17 protein-coding genes are annotated in these 20,513 nt (G+C 36.0%); 12 read left to right on the top strand and 5 right to left on the bottom strand.

What is annotated here, in order from left to right:
- Window positions 1-140 precede the first annotated feature (140 nt).
- On the bottom strand, window positions 141-929 hold the full coding sequence (gene fdhD / locus CD152_RS09725) for a formate dehydrogenase accessory sulfurtransferase FdhD (RefSeq protein WP_012656046.1): 789 nt from the start codon (window positions 927-929) through the stop codon (window positions 141-143).
- A gap of 206 nt (window positions 930-1,135) precedes the next feature.
- Here fdhD and CD152_RS09720 point away from each other — a divergent pair, with 206 nt between their 5' ends.
- From CD152_RS09720 to nreC, 7 genes are read left to right on the top strand one after another with little or no spacing between them, the layout of a single operon-like run.
- The gene (locus CD152_RS09720; protein WP_103214713.1) at window positions 1,136-4,810 is read left to right on the top strand and encodes a nitrate reductase subunit alpha; all 3,675 of its coding nucleotides are present in this window, start codon (window positions 1,136-1,138) and stop codon (window positions 4,808-4,810) included.
- Entirely contained in the window at window positions 4,800-6,350 is a 1,551-nt protein-coding gene (gene narH / locus CD152_RS09715) for a nitrate reductase subunit beta (RefSeq protein ID WP_086037885.1), read from the top strand. The genes CD152_RS09720 and narH overlap by 11 nt, the downstream gene beginning before the upstream one ends.
- Window positions 6,343-6,921 (top strand): nitrate reductase molybdenum cofactor assembly chaperone, encoded by a 579-nt coding sequence (gene narJ, locus CD152_RS09710; RefSeq protein ID WP_086037886.1) that lies wholly within the window; start codon window positions 6,343-6,345, stop codon window positions 6,919-6,921. The genes narH and narJ overlap by 8 nt, the downstream gene beginning before the upstream one ends.
- Window positions 6,914-7,588 carry a respiratory nitrate reductase subunit gamma gene (narI, locus tag CD152_RS09705; RefSeq protein WP_086037887.1) on the top strand — a complete coding sequence of 225 codons (675 nt, stop codon included), beginning with the start codon at window positions 6,914-6,916 and terminating at the stop codon, window positions 7,586-7,588. Before narJ ends, narI begins: the two co-directional genes overlap by 8 nt.
- A 17-nt stretch (window positions 7,589-7,605) precedes the next feature.
- The gene (locus tag CD152_RS09700; RefSeq protein WP_096077563.1) at window positions 7,606-8,073 is read left to right on the top strand and encodes a GAF domain-containing protein; all 468 of its coding nucleotides are present in this window, start codon (window positions 7,606-7,608) and stop codon (window positions 8,071-8,073) included.
- Window positions 8,063-9,103: a sensor histidine kinase gene (locus tag CD152_RS09695; protein ID WP_331463085.1), complete on the top strand. Its 1,041-nt coding sequence runs from the start codon at window positions 8,063-8,065 to the stop codon at window positions 9,101-9,103. Before CD152_RS09700 ends, CD152_RS09695 begins: the two co-directional genes overlap by 11 nt.
- Before the next feature lie 10 nt (window positions 9,104-9,113).
- Window positions 9,114-9,764, top strand: a complete 651-nt coding sequence (gene nreC / locus CD152_RS09690) for a nitrate respiration regulation response regulator NreC (RefSeq protein ID WP_086037889.1) — start codon at window positions 9,114-9,116, stop codon at window positions 9,762-9,764.
- 25 nt (window positions 9,765-9,789) lie between these two features.
- On the opposite strand, the gene kdpC is transcribed toward nreC, so the two are convergent.
- From kdpC to CD152_RS12260, 4 genes are read right to left on the bottom strand one after another with little or no spacing between them, the layout of a single operon-like run.
- The gene (kdpC, locus tag CD152_RS09685; protein ID WP_086037890.1) at window positions 9,790-10,368 is read right to left on the bottom strand and encodes a K(+)-transporting ATPase subunit C; all 579 of its coding nucleotides are present in this window, start codon (window positions 10,366-10,368) and stop codon (window positions 9,790-9,792) included.
- Window positions 10,369-10,377: 9 nt separating this feature from the next.
- Entirely contained in the window at window positions 10,378-12,381 is a 2,004-nt protein-coding gene (kdpB, locus tag CD152_RS09680; RefSeq protein ID WP_103214712.1) for a potassium-transporting ATPase subunit KdpB, read from the bottom strand.
- A gap of 13 nt (window positions 12,382-12,394) precedes the next feature.
- Window positions 12,395-14,059, bottom strand: coding sequence for a potassium-transporting ATPase subunit KdpA (kdpA, locus tag CD152_RS09675; protein ID WP_086037892.1), 1,665 nt, complete (start codon window positions 14,057-14,059; stop codon window positions 12,395-12,397).
- 12 nt (window positions 14,060-14,071) lie between these two features.
- The gene (locus CD152_RS12260) at window positions 14,072-14,146 is read right to left on the bottom strand and encodes a potassium-transporting ATPase subunit F (protein WP_111626115.1); all 75 of its coding nucleotides are present in this window, start codon (window positions 14,144-14,146) and stop codon (window positions 14,072-14,074) included.
- Between the two features lie 262 nt (window positions 14,147-14,408).
- Between CD152_RS12260 and CD152_RS09670 the strand changes: the two genes are divergently transcribed.
- From CD152_RS09670 to CD152_RS09650, 5 genes are all read left to right on the top strand, one after another.
- Entirely contained in the window at window positions 14,409-16,925 is a 2,517-nt protein-coding gene (locus tag CD152_RS09670) for a sensor histidine kinase (RefSeq protein ID WP_103214711.1), read from the top strand.
- Window positions 16,922-17,608 (top strand): response regulator transcription factor, encoded by a 687-nt coding sequence (locus CD152_RS09665; RefSeq protein ID WP_086037894.1) that lies wholly within the window; start codon window positions 16,922-16,924, stop codon window positions 17,606-17,608. The genes CD152_RS09670 and CD152_RS09665 overlap by 4 nt, the downstream gene beginning before the upstream one ends.
- A 54-nt stretch (window positions 17,609-17,662) precedes the next feature.
- Window positions 17,663-18,187: a hemerythrin domain-containing protein gene (locus CD152_RS09660; protein WP_086037895.1), complete on the top strand. Its 525-nt coding sequence runs from the start codon at window positions 17,663-17,665 to the stop codon at window positions 18,185-18,187.
- A gap of 167 nt (window positions 18,188-18,354) precedes the next feature.
- On the top strand, window positions 18,355-19,512 hold the full coding sequence (locus CD152_RS09655) for a nitrate/nitrite transporter (protein WP_086037896.1): 1,158 nt from the start codon (window positions 18,355-18,357) through the stop codon (window positions 19,510-19,512).
- A 10-nt stretch (window positions 19,513-19,522) separates the two neighbouring features.
- On the top strand, window positions 19,523-20,512 hold the full coding sequence (locus CD152_RS09650; RefSeq protein ID WP_101140719.1) for a ThiF family adenylyltransferase: 990 nt from the start codon (window positions 19,523-19,525) through the stop codon (window positions 20,510-20,512).
- Window position 20,513 lies beyond the last annotated feature (1 nt).

Below are 20,513 nucleotides of genomic sequence, written 5' to 3'. Positions count from 1 at the left end.
CCAGAAAATCGCTGGGCTATAAAACACCATTGGAAGTATTTATGAGTTTCATCGAAGATGAGGAATTGTCTAGCTTATTTTGACAAACGAAATATATAATAAAAAAGCGCTTGGTAGGCGCTTTTTTATTATGAAAAAATTTATATTATTAAGCGTTCGGGGTGACTGTATACATTAAAGCTATCATTTCTTATAAATCCAATTGCGGTAATGTTTAAATCATCGGCAAGCTTAATTGCAAGATCTGTCGGAGCAGATTTACTTAATATTATTCCGACACCAATTTTAGAGGCTTTTATGAGTATCTCAGAAGAGATTCTACCTGAGAATATTAATATTTTATCTTTAATCGGTATACGATTTAATATGCAGTGTCCATATAGTTTGTCCATTGCATTGTGGCGACCGATATCTGTGCGGTGTAAATAGAACGCGTCGCCATCGCTGATTGCTGCGTTATGCAGGCCACCTGTTACTTGAAATGCTTTACTTTCACTTTGAAGATGGTGCATCATACGAATAACTTCACTTGGCGTAATCGTCTTCTCAGTTGTAGATACTTTAGACGTTTGCATATCATTAACAAAATAAAACTGTCTGCTTTTCCCGCAGCAGGAACTGATCATACGTTTTGAGTGATTTGCATGAATCGAATGTATCACATGAGTTAGTGTAATATGACACAGTCCTTTTGAATCATCAAGATGGAATTTCTCGATATCGCTAAACTTTCTTATAATGCCTTCAGATGCTAGAAACCCTATGATAAGCTCTTTCATATAATCAGGTGTACACACTATTGTTGCGAATTCTTCGTTATTGATATAAATCGTTAATGGGAATTCAGTCGCAATCTGATCATGCTCCTCACGTAATCCGTCACGATCATACTTCAATATATTATTTGTAACATAAACTTCATGCGTCATTATGATTCCCCCTTTAGTTATATCATATCAAATTAAGGTCATAACATAATTGACAATTGCTTCAAAATAAAAATTTTGAATACATTATTGAACGGTTATCTATAGGGATTCCCCTACATACTTTAGGACATTCCCCAATGGCTCTAACTTGTGAAAAGTTTCATAATCTAAAGTAAGAGGGCGAATGTCTAAAAGGAGTGTTATAAATGGCAATTGGAACAGGATTACGTTTCTTTAAACCAACAGAAAAATTCAATGGAAATTGGTCAGTTTTAGAAGAGAAAAGTCGCGAATGGGAAAAGATGTACCGTCAACGCTGGAGTCACGATAAAGTTGTAAGAACGACGCATGGCGTAAACTGTACAGGTTCATGTTCATGGAAAGTCTTTGTTAAAAACGGTATTATCACTTGGGAAAATCAGCAAATTGACTATCCTTCATGTGGTCCGGACATGCCTGAATTCGAACCTCGTGGTTGTCCGCGTGGTGCGTCATTCTCATGGTATGAATATAGTCCGTTACGTATTAAATTCCCGTATGTGCGTGGAATATTATGGCGCATGTGGCAAGAAGCATTAGAAACGACTGGAGATCCAGTTCGTGCGTGGCAATCGATTGTTGAAGACGAAACTAAAGCAAAAGCATATAAACAAGCGCGTGGTATGGGTGGTCATGTTCGTGTGAACTGGCGTGAAGTTACACAGCTTATTGCAGCACAACTCATTTACACAATTAAGAAATATGGACCAGACCGCATTGCAGGTTTTACGCCAATCCCTGCGATGAGTATGATTTCATATGCATCAGGTGCGCGTTTCATCTCGTTACTTGGTGGGGAAATGTTATCGTTTTATGACTGGTATGCAGATTTACCGCCAGCATCTCCACAAGTTTGGGGTGAGCAGACAGATGTTCCAGAATCGAGTGACTGGTATAATGCAGGTTATATTATTATGTGGGGTTCTAACGTACCATTAACACGTACTCCAGATGCTCACTTTATGACAGAAGTAAGATATAAAGGTGCGAAAGTTGTATCAGTAGCACCTGACTATGCTGAAAATGTTAAGTTTGCAGATAACTGGTTAGCACCAAATCCTGGTACAGATGCAGCACTTGCACAGGGTATGACACATGTAATACTTGATGAGTTTTATGAGAAACGTCAAGAACCGATGTTTATTGAGTATGCAAAACAATATACAGACATGCCGTTCTTAATTATGTTAGATAAACATGAAGATACATTGAAAGCAGGACGTTTCTTACGTTCGAGTGATTTAGGGGACACTTCAGAGCATAGCGAATGGAAACCAGTTGTATTTGATGAATTATCAAATTCAATTGTTGTGCCTAACGGTACGATGGGACAACGTTGGGAAAAAGATGTGAAATGGAATATTAAATTAGAAACAGCAGACGGTATTAAAATTGCTCCTGCAATGACTATTAAAGATAAAGGTCATGATGTCGTTGAGATTGTATTCCCATTCTTTGATAATGCAGGTAATGGAACATTCAGACGTCCAATTGCAGCGAAGAAAGTCACACTTGATGATGGTACAGAACAATATGTTGCTACAATCTATGATTTAATGTTGTCTCAATATGGTGTAAACCGTTTTAACACAGATTTAGAAGCAAAAGATTATGATGATGAAAGTTCTATCTATACACCAGCTTGGCAAGAGAAGATTACAGGTGTAAAACCATCAATCGTTGTTCAAGTTGGACGTGAATTTGCACAAAATGCAATCGACACTGGTGGACGTTCAATGATTATTATGGGCGCGGGTATAAATCACTGGTTTAACTCAGATACAATTTACCGTTCAGTATTAAACTTAGTGACATTATGTGCAACACAAGGTGTAAATGGCGGAGGCTGGGCACATTACGTTGGTCAGGAGAAATGTCGTCCAATAGAAGGTTGGTCTACGATTGCATTCGCGAAAGACTGGCAAGGTCCACCAAGACTACAAAACGCAACGAGCTGGTTCTACTTTGCTACAGACCAATGGAAATACGAAGAATCTGGTGTAGATGCATTAACATCACCACTTGCAGAAAATGTAAAACATCAGCATCCGGCAGATTATAACGTGCTTGCAGCACGACTTGGATGGTTACCATCATATCCGCAGTTTGATACAAACAGCTTATTGTTCGGTGAAGATGCACGTGAAGCGGGTAACTTTACAAATGAAGAAGTGATAAAACGCGCCGTTGAAAGTGTGAAATCACGTGAAACGAAATTTGCAGTAGAAGATCCGGATAATAAGAAGAATCATCCGAAGACATTATTCGTATGGCGCTCGAACTTAATTTCTTCTTCAGCTAAAGGTCAAGAGTACTTTATGAAACATTTATTAGGTACGAAACACGGATTACTCGCTGAACCGAATGAAACAGAAAAACCAGAAGAAATTGTATGGCGTGAGGATACAGAAGGCAAATTAGATTTACTAGTAGCACTCGATTTCCGTATGACGACAACACCGCTATATGCAGACGTTGTATTACCAGCTGCGACATGGTATGAAAAACATGATATATCTTCTACAGATATGCATCCATTCGTTCATCCGTTTAATCCAGCCGTAGATCCACTTTGGGAATCAAGAAGTGATTGGGATATTTATAAATCTATCGCGAAGACATTCTCTGAAATGTCAGAACGTCACTTAAAAGGAACTTATAAAGATGTGGTTACAGCACCACTTGCGCATGATTCACAGCAAGAAATCTCTACACCTATGGGTATCGTTCGTGACTGGACAAAAGGTGAAGTAGAACCAATACCAGGTAAGACGATGCCAGGATTTGCTGTTGTCGATCGTACGTATACAGACATATATGATAAATACGTATCAGTAGGACCTTTACTTGAAAATGGTAAAGTTGGTGCTCACGGGGTAAGCTTTAGTGTTAAAGAGGAGTACAACGAACTGCGTTCAATGGTGGGTACGTACGAAGATGATACAGTGAAAAATGGCTTGCCGAGAATTGATACAGCAAAACGTGTTGCAGATGTAATCTTGAATGTTTCTTCGGCAACAAATGGCCACGTATCTCAAAAATCATATGAAGATCTAGAAAATCAGACAGGCATGGAATTAAAAGATATTTCAGCAGAACGTACAGCTGAGAAAATTACATTCCAGAACATTACAGCACAGCCACGTGAAGTGATACCGACTGCAGTGTTCCCTGGATCAAATAAATTAGGACGTCGTTATTCTCCATTTACAACGAATATCGAACGATTAGTACCTTTTAGAACGTTAACAGGACGTCAAAGTTACTATATTGACCATGAAGTGTTCCAGCAATTTGGCGAATCGCTTCCTGTTTACAAACCGACATTACCTCCAATGGTATTCGGTACGAAAGATAAGATGATAAAAGGTGGCGTGGATAGTTTAGTTTTACGTTACTTAACACCACATGGTAAATGGAATATTCACTCGACATATCAAGATAACTTGCACATGTTAACGTTGTTCCGTGGAGGTCCAACGGTGTGGATTAACAATGAAGATGCAGCGCAGCATAATATTAACGATAACGACTGGTTAGAAGTATATAACCGTAACGGACTTGTTACAGCTCGTGCTGTGGTTTCTCACCGTATGCCACGCGGTACGATGTTCATGTATCATGCACAAGATAAACATATTCAAACACCAGGGTCTGAAATTACAGATACGCGTGGTGGTTCACATAATGCGCCAACACGTATTCACTTGAAGCCAACACAACTTGTTGGGGGTTATGCACAAATTAGTTACGGATTTAACTACTATGGTCCAATTGGTAACCAACGTGATGTTTACGTTGCTGTACGTAAGATGAAGGAGGTTGATTGGCTTGAAGATTAAAGCACAAGTCGCAATGGTAATGAATTTAGATAAATGTATCGGATGCCATACATGTAGTGTTACATGTAAGACGACCTGGACAAATCGTCCAGGTGCTGAATATATGTGGTTTAACAACGTAGAGACGAAGCCAGGTATCGGTTATCCAAAGCGTTGGGAAGATCAGGAACAATATAAAGGTGGATGGCAATTAAGTCGTAAAGGAAAGTTAGAGCTGAAATCAGGTTCTAAACTTTCTAAGATTGCCTTAGGTAAGATCTTCTATAATCCTGATATGCCTGAAATGAAAGATTACTATGAACCATGGACGTATAACTATGCAGATTTAACGAATGCAAAAGAGAAAAAGCATTCTCCGGTTGCACGTGCAGAATCATTAATAACAGGCAAGAAAATGGACTTAGAATGGGGACCAAACTGGGAAGATGATTTAGCAGGTGCTCATATTACTGGTCCAACTGATCCGAACATTGAAAAAATTGAAGAGGAAATCAAATTTAATTTTGAACAAACGTTTATGATGTATTTACCACGTTTATGTGAACACTGTTTAAACCCAAGTTGTGTGGCAAGTTGTCCGAGTGGCGCAATGTATAAACGTGATGAAGATGGTATCGTCCTTGTAGACCAGGATGCATGTCGCGGATGGCGTTACTGTATGACCGGTTGTCCTTACAAAAAGGTTTACTTCAACTGGAAAACAAATAAAGCTGAAAAATGTACATTCTGTTTCCCGCGTGTTGAAGCTGGTCTTCCGACAGTATGTTCTGAAACATGTACTGGCCGTATGCGTTATTTAGGGGTATTACTGTATGATGCAGATAAAGTATTAGAAGCTGCATCAGTAAAAGATGAAAAAGATTTATATCAATCTCAACTTGATTTATTCTTAGATCCGTTTGATCCAGAAGTAATTGCGCAAGCTGAGCGTGATGGTATTAGTCAGGAATGGATTGAAGCAGCACAAAATTCACCAGTATATAAATTAGCAATTGAATATAAATTAGCATTCCCATTACATCCTGAGTATCGTACATTACCAATGGTTTGGTATTGTCCGCCACTTAGTCCGATTATGAACTACTTTGAAGGGAAGGATTCAATTAAGAATCCGGATATGATTTTCCCGGCAATTGAAGAAATGCGCTTACCAATTCAATATTTAGCGAATATGCTGACAGCAGGAGATGCTGAAACAGTGAAGCGCGCATTACAAAAAATGGCGATGATGCGTAGTTATATGAGAGCTATTTCAAGCGGTAAAGATTTCGATGAATCAAGGCTTGATCGTGTTGGTTTAACAGCACAACAAGTAAAAGCAATGTATCGCTTACTTGCGATTGCTAAACATGAAGATCGTTTCGTCGTTCCGACATCACATAAAGAAGGTTATGTAAATACGTATAGCGCTCAAGGTGGCGAAGGTTATACAAGTGACAACTTCGGAGCAGATTGTGATGGTTGTGGACCAGTACCAACTGGTAAATCAGGAAAAGAAGTGTATGAAGATAACTTCTACGGAGGCATTTGGCGTGATTGATTTAAATAAATTATACGAGTATAAAAAGTCATTCGGATTTTTTAGCCACCAGCTCGTTTATCCTGAAAAATTAAACTTCCATCCTAAAGCTTTTGAAGGTGTGTTTGACAACAATCATCCAGCTTATGAAGCAGTAAATCAATATTGGAAAGATATGCATGAAATTAGTCTGTCAGAAATACAGGAAGTCTATACTTCTACATTTGATTTCGAGAAAAAAACGACATTATATATGACATTTGTGAAGTTCGAAGATAAAAAAGAACGCGGACAAATGCTTGCACGATTAAAAGTATTATATGAAATGTTCGGTTTAGAAATGCCGTCATCTGAGTTATCGGATTTCTTACCTTTAATGTGTGAATTTATTTATGCAGCTGAATGGCGTGGGGATGATCGCGCTGAAGAAAGTATGCAGTTAGTACTTATGGTCATTGAAGACGGTACTTATAATTTGCTCGGTGCATTAGAGAAGATTCAAAGTCCATACTACAATTTAATCCTTGCTATTCGTGAAACTTGTAAAGCGTGTCTATCAATAGACGATAAAGAGGTGACATCACATGCTTAGTCAATTACTATGGGTAATCTTTCCATACGCATGTATTGCTATATTTATTATCGGTCATATTTTCCGTTTTAAGTATGATCAGTTCTCATGGACTGCGAAGTCAAGTGAGTTTGTAGAAAAGAAACAACTGATGTGGGGAAGTATTTTATTTCATTTAGGTATTATTCCAGTTATAATGGGCCACATTGTCGGGCTTGGAATTCCTGCAAACTGGTTAAGAGCAATAGGTATAAATGATCATATCTATCATATCGGAGCGGTATACATTGGAAGTATTTTTGGTATTGTAACGCTTATCGGTATGTTATTATTAACAGCAAGACGTATCACGAATCAAAATGTAAGGCATTTAAGTTCTGCATCAGATATATTAGTAAACTTATTGTTATTATTGATTGTATTCTTAGGTTGTTATTCAACAATCGTAACGAATGCTACAACACCAGATTTTGATTATCGTGCGACCATTTCAGAATGGTTTAGAGGGTTGTTAATTCTTAGACCTCAAGCAGAATTTATGCTAAATGTACCACTAGCATTTAAACTGCATGTCATCTCTGGATTTTTAATTACAGCACTATGGCCATTTACACGACTCGTTCATGTGTGGAGTGTGCCAGTAAACTATGTAGGCCGTAGTCATATTATTTATCGTAAACATAGATAACGGTTAGGAGAGGTAGCATGGAAGCGATACACTATAATTATCAAGATGAAGTAAATCAATTAAAAGATAAATTAAATGTAGATTTTGTTGGCCTTGCAATGCCCTCTGATCTAATCTTACAGACTGATATACATTGGACATTTGTATCGGGAGCTACAAACGAAAGATATAAAAAAATAGAACTTCAAAAAGGAAAGGGTATCGCCGGATTTGTTCTCAAATCCGGCCGTTCCTGGATAGAATTAGATATTTCAACAAGCAGTATTGCAACGCATATCTTTGACTTTCCGATAGTGAGATTCGAGAAGTTAACTAATTTTATGGCTATACCTCTTTGGAAATATAATAAAGTGGCAGCAGTTCTACTTGTCGGCAATAGAGAACAACGTCCATTCAATCTAGAAGTTTATGAAACAATTAATGGTGAGTTAGATAAAGGATTCGGTGCATTTTATCGTAAGGATGTGATTAATAGTGTCACTTAGTATGAATCAATTTAATCAGAATTTATTAGAAGAACTGATCAAATATTATTACAATGATACGGAAGAATTAATCATTTTCATCAATGCGGATAACTCAATTATTACGATGAATGATGCTGCAAAACGCGTGTTAAATTACGAAAAGAACTTAGATGCGTTACTTGAAAGTTTTTGTTCGACTTGTATGGGTTATACGAATGAACATGCACTGATGTCCTGTATGAATTGTTTTATGAAAGAAGATAAAAATAATCAATCATTTCAACTCTTTTTAAAGAATGAAATCGGAGAACCAGTGGCTTATTCAGCATCATTTGTAATACTTCAGAATGCACCGAACGTGAAGGTACTTACATTACAAAATGTATCGCCTCAACTTAGAACGCAGGAAATACTACATCAAAAAAAAATTACGAAAAAAATTATTAATGCACAAGAGAATGAAAGAAAAAGAATTTCTCGTGAATTACATGATAGTGTAGTTCAGGAATTACTGAATGTTGTGGTTGATTTAAGATTGTTAAAATATAAAAACGATGAGGAGCAGGATAAACATATACAGCTGATTGAAGGTTCGATGTCCAGATTGATGAATGATATTCGGAATTTATCGCTTGAATTGCGTCCTTCCTCACTTGATGATCTCGGTCTGGTTGCAGCATTCCGTTCACATTTTAAACAATTAGAAAAGAACTATGGTTTAGATGTCCAGTTCGATACAAACATTCAGTTGGAGCGTTTCTCAAATGAAATTGAAACAGCAGTTTATCGTATTACGCAGGAAGCGATACTTAATGCATTAAAATATGCTAATGTTGATGAGGTACATGTGTTAGTTCAAAAAGAACAAGATGAACTGATTGTAGAAATTAGTGACAATGGAGATGGATTTGAGATGGGACAGTCACCTAAAGGCACAGGGCTCGGTTTATTTGGAATACAGGAACGTGCAGAAATTGTAAACGGGTCTGTAAAAATTAACAGTGAGAAAGGTAAGGGGACTTTTGTGACACTCACCATTCCACTTTAGGGGGAGTAACATGAAAATAGTAATTGCTGATGATCATGCAGTGGTCAGAACTGGTTTTTCCATGATTCTTAACTATCAGGAAGACATGGAAGTTGTAGCAACTGCTGCAGATGGATTAGAAGCTTTTCAAGTTGTAGCAACACATAAACCTGATGTATTAATTATGGATTTAAGCATGCCACCGGGAGAATCTGGGTTAATTGCAACCGGTAAAATTAAAGATGCTTTTCCGGAAACTAATATATTAATCCTTACGATGTATGATGATGATGAGTATTTATTTCATGTATTAAAGAATGGTGCCAATGGCTATATATTAAAAAATGCGCCGGATGAAGAACTGATTCAGGCAGTAAAGACAGTTTATGCTGGAGATACTTATATTGATCCGAAGATGGCAACCTCACTTGTTCATGAGCTCATCCATCATGATAGTGAATACTCAGCTAAAAATGATCACTTAAAAATACTATCTAAAAGAGAGTTAGAGATTTTACCACTGATCGCTAAAGGCTATGGTAATAAAGAGATTGCAGAGATGCTTTTTGTATCTGTAAAGACAGTCGAAGCACATAAGGCAAGAATAATGGATAAGTTGAATTTAAAATCAAAGCCTGAGCTTGTAGAATATGCTTTAAAGAAAAAATTATTAGATTTTTAAAAACAGCTAAAACGCTTTGTGCGCTTTAGCTGTTTTTCATCTTCTTATAAATATCATAGTTGACTTCTAAAACATTTACAAATGCGTAGTCATTATTTTTATAGGTATGTTTGTTAAAGATTTTAATAACTTCTTCTTTATCTAACTTTGAATGTTTTACGATGCGATTTAACTGATACTTTGCAGCATCAAGTGTGATGTTTGGATCCAGTCCAGAGCCTGATGCAGTAATTAAATCGACAGGTACCTTACCATTATTTTCTTTCTCTATTTCTTGTATAGAGGTGTTGATTCGTTTTTCAAGTTCTGGATTCTTATTGCTCATATTAGACCCGCCGGATACAGGCGTTATAGTTTTTTCACTTGAAACGTTAACATTATAATTAACAGCAGAAACTCTACTATGCAAATATGCGTTTGAAGTAAAGGTTTGACCGATATGTTTAGAGCCAATGACGTCTTTATCGTTATGAATTAAACTGCCCTCTGATTGATGGGGGAAAACAATGTTAGCGATTACGGTTACTGTTAAAGGATAAAGCAGCCCACAAATAATCATTAATAATAGACTTGTTATAAGAGATGTCTTTAATATACGTAACATAATTGCCTCCTAAAATAAATTGATAAGCAAATCGATGATTTTGATGCCTATAAATGGTGCGATAAGACCACCTAACCCGAAAATCATCATATTTTTAAATAAAATCATCTGCTGATTTTGAGATTTAAAATTAACACCTTTCAGCGCAACAGGTATAAGTAACGGAATAATGATTGCATTAAAGATGAGTGCAGAAAGTATTGCTGATTGTGCACTGCCGAGATGCATAATATTCATGACTTCAATACCTGGAATGAGTCCGGTGAATAATGCCGGAATAATCGCAAAGTATTTAGCGACATCGTTGGTAATACTAAATGTAGTTAGTGCACCTCGTGTAATCAGAAGTTGTTTCCCAATTTCAACAATTTCGATAAGTTTAGTTGGATCAGAATCAAGGTCGATCATATTGCTCGCTTCTTTCGCTGCACTTGTCCCTGAGTTCATTGCTACGCCGACGTTGGCAACAGCAAGTGCAGGTGCATCATTCGTACCATCCCCGGTCATTGCTACAACTTTTCCAAGTTTTTGGGCTTCTTTAATAACATTAATCTTATCCTCTGGTTTACATTCAGCAACAAAGCGGTCAACACCTGCTTCTTTAGCGATACTTGCGGCAGTTAATGGGTTGTCGCCAGTACACATTACTGTTTCAATACCAAGATTTCTTAAAGCTTTAAATCTTTCTGGTAAGCCCGACTTAACAGTATCTTTTAAATGAATTACACCAATGATACCTTTATGGCTCATTACGGCCAACGGTGTTCCTCCATCATTAGCAATATCATCTGTAATAGAAATTAAATTTTTAGGTACTTCGAAATGATATGACGCAGCTTTTTTTATAATTGCATCAACAGCACCTTTAACAAAAAATGTATCGTGCGTTTTAATTCCACTCATTCTAGTCTGTGCGGTGAATGGAATTTCTTCGTAATCGGTGATGCTATATTTTTTATCGTTATAATCTTGTAAATATTGAATAATAGAACGCCCTTCTGGTGTTTCGTCATCGAATGAACTAAAGTATATTGCTTCGTAAATTTGATCAGCATCATCAACTTTAAGTGGAATGAACGCGTGTGCCATACGATTTCCATAAGTGATAGTCCCTGTTTTATCGAGAATCATAATATCTACATCACCACAAGATTCTACTGCTTTACCACTTTTTGCGATGACGTTGAAGTGTGTTACACGATCCATTCCTGCAATACCGATAGCGGATAACAATGCGCCAATCGTGGTTGGAATTAAACAGATGAATAATGCGATTATAGAGATAAGAGAAAGCTTTAAATTTAAATATTCAGCCAAAGGTACAAGGGTCACCATAACGATTAAAAATATTAATGTTAAACTCGTGAGAATTGTAGATAGTGCTAATTCGTTCGGAGTTTTATGTCTTGCAGCACCTTCTACAAGTGCAATCATTTTATCTAGGAATGAATCACCTTCATTCGCTGTAATTTTAATTTTTAAAGTATCACTGACAACCGTTGTACCACCTGTTACACTTGTGAAATCTCCGCCAGATTCTTTAGTGACTGGAGCTGATTCACCAGTTATAGCTGACTCATCCACTAAAGCTGTACCTTCGATGATTTCCCCATCGTTTGGAATCACTTCACCTTGTGAAACGATGACGATATCACCACTTTTAAGTTCTTCTGAACGCACTATTTTTTCGCCGGCATCTGTAAGAAGACGCGCATTCATTTCCTTTTTCTTGCTTCGTAAATGCTTTGCTTCAGCCTTACCTCGGCCCTCAGCAATACTTTCAGCAAAATTTGCGAAAAGTATTGTGATGAACAATATAAAACATACTATCCAGTGATATGCATCAGGCTGTTCCATTAAGAAGATGTCAGGTAGAAATCCTCCGATAAGTGTGATAAGAAAGGTTACTAGTAAAACAAACATAACGGGATTTCGATATAATGATTTTGGATTAAATTTTAAGAACGCTTCTTTTAATGCTTCGATAAACAATTCACGGGTAATGACTTTCATATTGAATCCTCCATTAACGAGTAATAAATTCTGATATTGGACCAAGTGTCAATACTGGTAAGAATGTCAGTGCGCTAAATATTATGACAATAATGACTAACAACGTATTGAATACAGGAGTATCGATAGCGAGTTCGTTATCAGTACTTCTCTGAAGTTTTTTTGCAAGTAGTGATGCGGTAAATAATTGCAGGATCATGGCTGGAAAACGACCTAAAAACATTGCTAGACCAGTTGTATAATTCCAGAATGGTGTATTATCACCAAGTCCTTCAAACCCAGAACCGTTATTAGCACTGGATGAAGTATATTCATATACGATTTGACTAAGACCATGCGCCCCTGGATTTGTTACAGCTTCTAGTGCATGAGGATATAAAGTCGCTATTGCACTAAAGCCCAGTATGATTGCCGGATGAATAATAAGTGCTAGAGAAACAAGTTTCATCTCTTTACTTTCTAACTTTTTACCGAATATTTGTGGTGTACGCCCGATCATTAATCCTGCAATAAAGAGTGTTAACAGTACGTACATAAAGAAGTTTAAGAAACCGACACCTTCTCCTCCAAAAATACTATTCATCATCATTAATATCAGTGGAATCATACCACCGAGTGCAGTTTGAGAATCATGCATATTATTTACTGTACCGGTTGTAAAACTTGTCGTGATAGTTGAGAATAATGAACTTTGTGTAATTCCGAAGCGTACTTCTTTTCCTTCCATATTCATCGCATCCTGAATGGGAGACGTATGGCTATGTTGCTCAAATATTTGATTGCTGAAGAACATTACACAAACAATTGCAAATAATATTCCGATATAATAGAATGCTTGTTTTTGTGAAGTGGCTTTATAATATTTTAAAGCGAAAGTGAACATCACAAATATAGAACCGGGTATTAACATCATTGAAATCATTTCGATAATATTGGTAATTACAGTAGGATTCTCAAATGGTGTAGAAGAGTTCGCACCAAAGAATCCACCACCATTTGTTCCAAGATGTTTAATACTTTCAAGAGATGCTACTGGACCACGAGCAATCGATTGATAGGTTCCTTCTAAAGTTTTAAGCGTTATTGTACTTTTTAATGTCTGGACTGAGCCTTGCTGTACCAATAATAAACTTACGATTATTGAGAGAGGCAATAAGACCATCATGATAAATTTCGTAAGATCAAGATTGAAATTTCCGACTTTGTCCTGATAACTAAACAATCTTTTGATAAAGGCAAGAGCTATACAAAATCCAGAGCCGGCAGATGTAAACATTAGAAATGTAATAACCACCATTTGTGATAAATAACTTAGACCTGTTTCACCGGCATAATGCTGCAAGTTTGTATTCGTAATAAATGAGATAACTGTATTAAATGCTAAGCCAGCATCCATATTATCAATATGATTAGGATTTAAAGGTAAATGTTTTTGTGTGCGTAAAATAATATATGTTAGTAAAGCCATTATTAAATTAGTCATGATAAAAGTTAATAAATATTCTTTTGTGGACTGTTTTGAATAGCTCATACGAAGTAGTCTTAACATTCTATATTCAATCAGTTCATATTTTTTATAAAGCAATGAATCACTTTTAATAAATAATAGAAATAAATAGTACCCTATGATAGAAATACTAAGAAAAAAGATAACTGAGAGTAATAAAAAGTCTTTCATTAAAAGCTCCTCCTAATAGCGTTCTGGATAAAGTAATGCGTGAATTAAATACAATATAAATCCGATAACTGCAACATATAACAGCATATTAATCCTCTTTTCTTTTTAAATGTTGTTCTAACCAGTGAATAGCAGCAAACATCAAAATAAATAATGATATTAACGTAATATCAAAAATCAAATAATCCATTTTTTCTCCTCCTATGAAATGCTTAAGAAAAATATAGCATCTAAAAAATTAAGATGGTGTTAGTGTTCGGAAGTGAGTTATTAAGATGGTATTAAGATTATGTGTTTCATCTATGCAATGTGAATTTCTTCTTTTAAAATCGAGTTAAGAGGTGAGCATATGAAAGGGAAGCTAAAGATTTATTTAGGATATGCAGCAGGGGTAGGAAAAACATATAAGATGCTAAAGGAGGGACAACGACTTCATGCGCGAGGTATAGATGTAAAAATTGGTTATATAGAGCCGCATCAAAGACCGGAAACAGTAGAACAGTTAAATGGATTACCAGCAATTGAAGCGATGAAAGTAGTATATAAAAATCATATACTTTATGAACCGAATATAGATGAAATTATTCACCAACATCCACAAGTCGTATTGATTGATGAACTTGCGCATCATAATCCACCTGGATCCCGTCATGAGAAAAGGTGGCAGGACATTGCAGAAATATTAAATCATGGTATTGATGTCCATACTACAGTTAACATACAGCATATCGAATCTTTATATCATATGATTAAATCGATTACTGGCGTTATAGTTAACGAAAGAATTCCTGATGAAGTGATTCATCAGTCTCATGCCATTGAGTTTATAGACATAGAACCGGAAGAACTTATACAGCGTTTAAAAGAAGGTAAGATTTATAACCAAAGAAAAGTACCCACTGCACTAGATAATTTTTTTAAAATTGAACACCTAATTCAACTAAGGGAAATAGCATTAAGAGAGCTTGCAAAAGTCCAGGATAATAAAATGAGTGTACATGCAATTCCTGTTCATTCAGAACAAATTATTGCTGTAGGCATGACATCCTCTCCAACAAGTCACGAAGTTATTAGAGCTGGTGCACGAATGGCGAAAGCTTTTAAAGCGGAGCTGGTTGGTATTGTTGTAGAAAATGAAGATAGTATAGACAGTGCAGTGCTTAATGAAAATTTAAAGCTGCTCGATGCATTAGGTGGAAGATACGTAAAATTATATGGGGATGAAGTTGAACAAATCGGTGATTGGTGTAGGTTGAATAGAGTAGATAAACTTGTATTAGGAAGAAGTTTAAAACAAAAATGGTTTCAAGATGACATCATTACAAGAATTAATAAAAATTATCAAGAGATAAATGTAATCATTATAAGCAATGCGATTACATATACGGATAAACAAAAATATTCATTACCGAAATTTGATGTACAGTTCTTAGAATTATTTAAACTAATCGTTATACTCTCAATATGTACGTTAATTGCATTGTTAATGTTTAATATTAATCTCAATGAATCGAATACAATAACTGTTTATATGCTCGGTGTCCTTGTACTGGCATTATGGACGGAGTCGAGATGGATGATATTGATCAGTTCAATAAGTGCCGTATTAACCTTTAATTATTTCTTTACTGTACCTAGATTTTCATTTGAAGCATATCGCTCTGATTATCCGGCGACTTTCTTGATCATGTTCATATCAGGGTTGATTATTAGTTCATTAGCAAAAGGTGTGAAAAGACAAACGAAGATTGCACGATTTAAGACGTATCGTATGAGCTTGTTACTTGAGACGAACAAACAATTATCAGAAGCAAACAGTGCCTTAAATATCGTTCATTGCGTAAAGGAACAATTATCTAGATTACTTACAGGACAAATTGATATTTATAAAGCGGATGAAATATATGCGAGTTCGCTTGATGATACACTGAAAAATCACGTAAAATGGGCTGTGAAAAATAATACGCCTGCAGGTTATATGACGGATACTTTTGCAGGTTTAAATGCACTGATTATTCCAGTCATCGTCTCATACCGATACGAATATGTCATTATTATTCATGTTACAGAAGAAGATAAACTTCAATTTGAAGAAGATATCATTTATTCGATTATCGGTGATATGACCAGTGCTTTAAAAAGATTAGATTTATATGAAGAAAAAGAATTGCAGCTGAAAGAAAAAGAACAGGAGAAAACAAGAAGTACATTCTTAAAATCTATTTCTCACGATATAAGAACACCACTAACAACGATAATGGGTAATGCTCAATTACTTAAGGAATCAAATCTAGATGATGCTAATATTGCTCTATCTATTTATGAAGATGCAAAGTGGTTAAATAATTTAGTGAATAATATATTACTTGTAACGAAGATGGAACAAGAAGATAAACTAAATCTCCAGTTAGCACTGTTAGAAGAAATAATTTATCAAGCGTATCAACTTTCCTCTAAAAGGAGTGGAAATAAATCTATTCAGCTTCACATAGAAGATACTTTAATGTTTGTTGAAGTAGATGAGTATTTAATCACCCAGGTTATTATCAATTTAATAGATAATGCATTAAAATATACACCGGAAACTGCTCAAATCGAAATACATGCATTTAGAATTGATGGTAAAGTAACAATAGAAGTCAGAGACAATGGCTTTGGTGTGAACGGGGTGGAACATGATAAATTATTTGAACAGTTCTATACGAATAATATTACTTCAGATAAAAGTAGAGAAGGACTTGGGCTTGGTCTATATATTTGTCAGGTTATATTAAAAGCGCATCAATCTTCATTGTATGTAAAGGATAATGAACCTCAAGGGGCAATATTCGGCTTCCAGCTCCAATTAAAGGAGGAAGTTCTGTGAAACAGAAATTATTAGTAATAGAGGATGATAAATCTGTACAACTCTTGCTAACAAGAATATTTGAAAAACAACAGTATACGACTAAAATAGCATCTAACGGTAAAGATGGAATATTTGAAGTACAAAATTTTAATCCTGATTTAATCATTCTTGACTTAGGATTACCGGATATTGATGGGTTAGAAGTAATTAATCAGCTCAAACAATTTAGTGACACACCTATCCTAGTGCTTAGTGCCAGAGCAGATTCTAATGAAAAAGTAAGCTGTCTGGATCTTGGTGCAGAAGATTATGTCACGAAACCTTTTGATGCTGAGGAATTACTAGCCAGAGTCCGTGTCTTGATTCGAAGACATTTTAAGATGAACGAACAAGAGAAGTATTATGTAAATGGTGATTTGAGAATTGATTATGAAGGTCATAAAGTATATGTCGGTGAACAAATCATTCACCTTACACCAATTGAGTATCGTTTAATTGTACTATTGTCACTGAACACTGGCAAAGTATTGACGTATAATTATATTTTGAAGGAAATCTGGGGACAGGTAATGGAAAGTGAACTTCCGTCATTGCGTGTCTTTATGACAACATTACGCAAAAAAATTGAGAAAGATCCAAAAAATCCAGAATATATTGAGACGCATATGTCCGTTGGCTATCAAATGAATAAAATCATTTAAAGGGAATTTCCTAATATCTTTTCTAAATCATTCATTTACAATGGAGTAAAAGAATTGATAGGACGTGTAGATATGCAACAATTCCAGACGAAGATGAAAGCATTACGCATATTAGAAAATGAGCACATGCTCATTAGAAGTTTAATGCATGAATGGTTTAGTGAAATGCAAATTATTAAAACATGCGCACCGCTCGCGCGTTTTGAACATGTAAACAACATACGTAAATTGATAACCGCATTCATTCCTGTATTGATGAAACATCAGGAAAAAGAATCACGCTTCTTCTTTCCTATCCTAGGTTCATATATCGGAACAGATCAAGGTCCGATTATTACGATAGAAGCAGAACACGATGAGATGATGCAGTACTTTAATCACTTCTTAGAGGTGACAAAGGTGATGAATTACGAAGTGGAAGATATCCCTTTAATCATGCAGGATTTAAATGAAGGGTATGAAATCTGTATGGTACATATGTATAAAGAAGAAAATGTACTGTTTCCGATGGCAGAAAAAGTATTCAAGATTAAGGATGAAGATTTGCTGCTGGAAGTAGTGAATACAAAAATATTATAAGTATAGAACGCAGGATAATTATTATTCTGCGTTTTTAATTTTATACTGTACAACATATAGGGAAACTTTCCTCATCATAGGGGAAATCCCCAATTATATAAGCACATAAAAAGGCTTAAAATAAGTTTGTATAAATAATCACAAACTTATAAAAAAGGGTGAAACGTATGAACAAAGCATCGGGTAAAGTGCAGTTAACGCTTCAAACGTTCAGTTTATTAGCTGGATTTATGGCTTGGACAATTATTGCACCGTTATTACCATTTATGTCTCAGGACTTCTCAATTCCTGAAAGTCAGAAAGCAATCATTTTAGCAATTCCAGTTATTTTAGGTTCTGTATTACGTATTCCATTAGGATATTATGCAAACTTAATCGGTGCACGAAAGGTATTTTTAGGAGCATTTATATTCCTGCTCATTCCTGTATTTTTACTTAGTATGGCGCAATCGACTACAATGTTGATGATTGCTGGTCTTTTTCTAGGGGTTGGGGGCGCAATCTTCTCTGTAGGTGTTACAAGTGTGCCAAAATATTTCCCTAAAGAAAAGCATGGTCTTGCTAACGGTATTTACGGTATGGGTAACATCGGTACGGCAGTATCAGCATTTGCTGCACCACCGATTGCGAATGCAATTGGCTGGAGCAACACTGTTAAATCTTATTTAGTAGTTATGGCACTGTTTGCGCTACTGAACTTCTTATTAGGGGATAAAGATGAACCTAAAGTAAAGCAACCATTAATGGATCAAATTAAAGGGGTGTTACCGGAGTATAAATTATATTTACTGAGCTTCTGGTACTTTATTACATTCGGTTCGTTCGTAGCATTCGGATTATTTTTACCAAACTTTTTAGTTAACAACTTCGGTTTAGATAAAGTAGATGCTGGTGTTCGTACAGGTACATTTATTGCGATTGCAACGTTGCTTCGTCCAATTGGTGGAGTACTCGGTGATAAGTTACGTGCTATGGACGTGCTTAAAGTTGTATTCGTCGGTTTAATTATTGGTGCTGCAATGTTATCTATTAACCATCAAATTTTCTTCTTTACTGCAGGATGTTTAATTATTTCAGCATGTGCGGGATTAGGAAATGGCTTAATCTTTAAATTGGCTCCGACATATTACTCTAAACAAGCAGGTATTGTTAACGGTATTGTTTCGATGATGGGTGGATTAGGTGGATTCTTTCCGCCACTAGTTATTGCCGCTTGTGCAGCAAACTTCGGTACAAACAAGCCAGCTTTTGCCTTCCTTGCAGTGTTTGGTATAATTGCATTAATAACAATGTTCTGGATGGACAAAAAAGAAGGCAGAAATTAGGGGATGACATATGCGATATGACAGACAAATAAAATTTTATGGTATCGGCCAGGAAGGTCAGGAGAAACTCTCTTGTAAGACTGTTGGTATTGTAGGATGTGGTGCATTAGGTACGCATCTTGCAGAATCCTTGGCAAGGTGCGGTGTAAGTAAAATTGTGATTGTCGATCGCGATTATGTTGAACTCTCAAATTTACAGCGACAATCACTTTTTAAGGAACAAGATGCGATTGATGCGACGCCTAAAGTGATTGCTTGTGAACGTGAAGTTAAAGCAATTCGAAGTGATATTCAAATTGAAACATATATCAATCATCTTGATGCGCCGCTTTTAGAAGCGGCGTTTTTGCAATGTGATTGTATATTAGATGCAACAGATAACTTTGAAACGCGATTGTTAATTAACGATTTCGCTTATAAATATAATATCCCATGGATTTATGGTGCATGTGTAGAATCAACTTACGTAGCATGCCCTTTTATTCCTGGTGTAACGCCTTGCTTTAATTGTGTGATGGGTATGTTACCCGTAATGAATAGAACATGTGATACAGTAGGTGTTATAGAACCCGCTGTGAGTATGGCAACAAGCTTTCAGATGATGTACGCATTAAAACTGTTAACAGATACACCGTTCGATGCAAAACTAGTGTTTGGTGATGTATGGCAGATGGATCATACAGCGCTTAAATTTTCTCGTATGTTTAATGAAAGTTGTTCAACGTGCGCAGCACATGCAACATATCCGGCACTTAGTCAGCAAACACATGAAACGATGTTATGTGGTAGAGATACAGTACAAATTGTGACAGCGTTCAGCGATGAAAATTTGTTGAAACATTTACAATCGTTGTCTATCATATTTCAGGAAACCCCTTACTTTATAAGGTTTAAGTTTGATGATCATCCGATTGTCTGGTTTAGAGGTGGTCGTATGCTTATTCATGAAGTTCAATCGATGGCGGAAGGCAAGACAGTTTATCATCAACTATTTGGTTAGG

The organism is Macrococcoides caseolyticum, from assembly GCF_002902665.1.
GTDB classification, from domain to species: domain Bacteria; phylum Bacillota; class Bacilli; order Staphylococcales; family Staphylococcaceae; genus Macrococcoides; species Macrococcoides caseolyticum.
This window is presented reverse-complemented; position numbering and strand designations above follow the sequence as displayed.